The following is a 3,341-nucleotide window of genomic DNA, read 5'->3' as shown; positions in this document are numbered from 1 at the left end:
AGGCGGCGCTGGCGAGCCGCAGCAACTTCTATGGCTGGGTGCTGCGCGGCGAGGCCCTCTACCAAGCTCTGCAGCGGTTCGGCGTGCCGATCGCCCGTGATGAACAGGCGCTGGCCAGGAGCTGCTGTTTTGAGAGCTTTCCCCACGGCATCACCGTCGCCCTTTCGCCAGAGATTGAGGTCAAGGCGGCGCTGAAGCTGGAGCAACGTTCAGCGCTGCTGGAGCGCTTCGGTCTTGCGCTCGATGGCTTGAGCAGCATCGATTGGATTGATGCGGCGGTCTGTGCCCTGGCCGCCCAGCGCATCGCCAAGGGGGCCGCGGCAGCGATCTACGGCGAACCCGAGGGTGGGTTGCTGGTGTTGCCCGGTCGCACGCGCCACACTGCCGTCAGCACCGAGTGACATGAGGCGATGGATCTGCATGGGATGGAGCTGCTGCTGACTCATTCGGCCCAAGCGCTTCGCCAGTTGCTGGAGTTCCTCTCGCTGATTTCCGTCGCGATTGGCCTGGTGGCCGTTCTCAGTGGGGCGCGCAAGTTGCGGCTGCGGGAGATTCCGCCCCATCTGATCCAACGCGGGCCGGTGACGATGGCCCGGGTGACCTTTGGCTCCTGGGTCGCCCTGGCGCTGGAGTTTCAGCTCGGGGCTGATGTGGTCTTGACCACGATCAGCCGCGAGCCCAATGCCCTGATCCAGCTGGGTGCGGTGGCGTTGATTCGGACCTTCTTGAACTATTTCTTGGCCCTGGAATTGCGCCAGGAGGATCGCCATCAAGCCAGCTAGCCCTGGTCTCCGGCGTGATAGCTGCTGCGCACTAAGGGGCCGGAGCGCACGTCGCTGAAGCCCAGCCCCTTGGCGATGCTCCCGAGTTCCTCGAACTCCTCGGGCGTCCAGTAGCGATCCACCGGGAGATGGGCCAGGGAGGGCCTGAGGTATTGGCCGATGGTCAGCCGCTGGCAGTCCACCGCGCGGAGATCGCGCATCGCCTCGACCACCTCCTCGAAGCCTTCACCCAGACCGAGCATCAGCCCGCTCTTGGTGGGGATCTCTGGCGCTAGCTCGCGGGCGGCTGCCAGAAGGCCGAGGGAGCGGCTGTAGGTGGCCCCACGCCTGACCTCCCCCTGGAGACGCTCCACTGTCTCGAGGTTGTGGTTGAAGCAGACGGGCGCTGCCGAGAGGACCGTCTGCAGCCGTTGGCGTTGGGCCGTGATCGCCTCGGCTTCCTCGCGGTGGCCCCCCCAGAAGTCGGGGGTGAGTACCTCGATGGCGATCAGTGGATTGCGGGCCCGGATGGCGGCCATGGCCCGGGTGAAGAGCGCCGCGCCGTGGTCGCTCTGGTCATCCCTGGCGACGGAGGTCAGGACCACATAGCGCAGTCCCAGGGTCTCGACGGCCTCAGCCACGCGCTCGGCTTCCTGGTCATCGAGGGGCTCCGGTGCCTGCCCCTTGTCCACCTGGCAGAAGGCGCAGCTGCGGGTGCAGATCGATCCCCCCAGCAAGAACGTCGCGGTTCCGGAGGCGTAGCACTCGCCCCGATTGGGGCAGCGGCCCTCCTCGCAGATGGTGTGGAGCCGTTGCTGCTTGACCACGGCCTGGACCGACTCCAGGGCGCTGGCCGCACCAATGGGAGTACGGATCCAGTCGGGCAGGCGCTCCTTGGGTGGGATCTGGCTGTAGCGGCTCATGCGCTCACTCCATCCGCCGCCGCCCCTCGAGGGCCCGCGCCAGGGTGACCTCATCGGCGTACTCCAGTTCGCTGCCCACCGGCAGCCCGTAGGCGATGCGGCTGACCTGGGTGAAGGGTTTGAGCAGGCGGGCCAGATAGAGGCTGGTGGTGTCCCCCTCCACGCTGGGGGTGAGGGCCAGGATCACTTCGCTGATGCCGTCGCGATCCACCCGCTCCACCAGCGGCTGGATGTGCAGCAGCTCTGGGCCGATGCCATCCATGGGCGAGATCAGCCCGCCGAGCACGTGATAGCTCCCCTTGAACTCGCGGGTGCGCTCGAGGGCCAGCAGGTCACGGGAATCGGCGACCACGCAGAGCACCCCGGTGCTGCGTTCTTCGTTGCGGCAGATCTCGCAGAGGGGGTCGGCCGAGAGGTGAAAGCAGCGCTGGCACTGACCCACCTGGCTGCGGGCGGCCAGCAGCGCATCGGCGAACGCCTGGATTTGCTCGCTGGGTTGGTTCAACAGGTGCAGCGCCAGGCGCTGGGCCGTGCGCGGCCCGATGCCGGGAAGCCGCTCGAACTGATCAATCAGCCGTGCCAGGGGTCTGGTGAAGCCGCTCAGATCCCTTGAGGCAACTGGCGTGAATCTAAGAGGAACCGCAAGACCTGCGGCGGCGCGTGAGAATGGCTGCGCTGAAGCGCTGATCAATGGCCGTGCTGACCCGCTGGATCTCCCGAGGACTGCGTTCGTTCCTGGCCCTTGGCCTGGTGCTGGTGCTGGTGAGCTGCAGTGCGGTCGCGGCCGGTCTCAACTCCTTCCAAAGCTCGGATGGGCGCTACGCCTTCCTCTATCCGACGGGCTGGACCCGGGTGCAGGTCACCGAGGGCCCCCAGGTGGTCTTCCACGACCTGATCAATGCCGATGAAACCCTCAGCCTGGTGGTCTCGGATGTGAATGAGACCAACAGCCTGGAGAACCTTGGTAGTGCGGTGGCGGTGGGCGAGAAGCTGCGCCGCGTGGTCATCGCTCCGGACGGCAGCGGCCGCGAAGCTGAACTGGTGGAGGCCTCTGAGCGTGAGGACGGCGGGCGCACCTTTTACGACCTGGAGTACGCCGTTCACCTTCCCGACCGTGATCGCCATGAGCTGGCGACGGTCGTTGTGGACCGCGGCCGGCTCTACACCTTTGCCGCCAGCACCAACGAGATGCGCTGGCCCAAGGTCAAGGGCCTGTTCCACCAGGTGATCACCTCCTTCACCCTGCGGATCTGATCGGGTGTTGATCGTTGGCGGGGGCCTGGCGGGTGGACTGCTGGCCCTCGCCCTGCGGGAGCGCGGCGTTGATGTTTGTCTGATCGCCGGCCAGCAGCCCTCGGCGACGGAGTGGAGCTATGGGGTGATCCCGGGTTGGCCGCTGGGCACCTCAGCGCTTGCGATCCGTGCTGCCAAGGCCGCTGGCCTCTGGCGCGATCTGCAACGCCGCTATGGCGATCTCGGCTGGTCCAGCGCGCGCATCCATCTCCACGGCGGCAAGCCCTGGGCAAGGCTCTTTCCCTTGCCGGGATCCCAGGTGGACACAGCGCGTTTCCATGCCCGCCTTCCTGAGCTGCTCAAGCAGGCCGGGGTCTGCTATGTCGCTGCAGAGGCGCTGAGCCTTGAGCGTCAGCAGGGGGAG

Annotated in this window: 6 protein-coding genes; 4 read left to right on the top strand and 2 right to left on the bottom strand. The window is 66.7% G+C overall.

The genetic code is table 11. From position 1 onward, the window contains the following. Together QZ186_RS11540 and QZ186_RS11535 are read left to right on the top strand one after the other, a co-directional pair. The coding region (locus QZ186_RS11540) for a DUF429 domain-containing protein (protein WP_296416981.1) at nt 1-401 on the top strand (401 nt) is incomplete at its 5' end. A gap of 9 nt (nt 402-410) precedes the next feature. Next, nucleotides 411-782, top strand: a complete 372-nt coding sequence (locus QZ186_RS11535) for a DUF1622 domain-containing protein (protein ID WP_247479046.1) — start codon at nt 411-413, stop codon at nt 780-782. On the opposite strand, the gene lipA is transcribed toward QZ186_RS11535, so the two are convergent. Beyond that, on the bottom strand, nt 779-1,684 hold the full coding sequence (gene lipA, locus QZ186_RS11530) for a lipoyl synthase (protein WP_296416978.1): 906 nt from the start codon (nt 1,682-1,684) through the stop codon (nt 779-781). The genes QZ186_RS11535 and lipA overlap by 4 nt on opposite strands. A gap of 4 nt (nt 1,685-1,688) precedes the next feature. Continuing rightward, nucleotides 1,689-2,267: a recombination mediator RecR gene (recR, locus tag QZ186_RS11525; RefSeq protein ID WP_071777998.1), complete on the bottom strand. Its 579-nt coding sequence runs from the start codon at nt 2,265-2,267 to the stop codon at nt 1,689-1,691. Between the two features lie 107 nt (nt 2,268-2,374). Here recR and psbP point away from each other — a divergent pair, with 107 nt between their 5' ends. Both psbP and QZ186_RS11515 read left to right on the top strand, forming a co-directional pair. Next, a complete protein-coding gene (gene psbP / locus QZ186_RS11520) occupies nt 2,375-2,938 on the top strand; it encodes a photosystem II reaction center PsbP (protein WP_010317848.1) in 564 nt (187 codons plus the stop codon). 4 nt (nt 2,939-2,942) lie between these two features. Then, on the top strand, nt 2,943-3,341 hold a 399-nt coding region (locus QZ186_RS11515), incomplete at its 3' end, for an FAD-dependent oxidoreductase (RefSeq protein ID WP_296416975.1).

Origin of the sequence: Vulcanococcus sp. DEBay_Sum29NL08_54, assembly GCF_017859255.1 — a bacterium.
Taxonomy (GTDB): Bacteria; Cyanobacteriota; Cyanobacteriia; order PCC-6307; family Cyanobiaceae; genus Vulcanococcus.
The sequence above is the reverse complement of the archived record's forward strand: the minus strand, read 5'-3'. Positions and strand labels throughout refer to the sequence as shown.

Excerpts from the sequence above, each read along its gene's own strand:
- psbP (WP_010317848.1), top strand. The coding sequence starts at position 2,375 with ATGGCCGTGCTGACCCGCTGGATCTCCCGAGGACTGCGTTCGTTCCTG.
- lipA (WP_296416978.1), bottom strand. The coding sequence starts at position 1,684 with ATGAGCCGCTACAGCCAGATCCCACCCAAGGAGCGCCTGCCCGACTGG.
- QZ186_RS11535 (WP_247479046.1), top strand. The coding sequence starts at position 411 with ATGGATCTGCATGGGATGGAGCTGCTGCTGACTCATTCGGCCCAAGCG.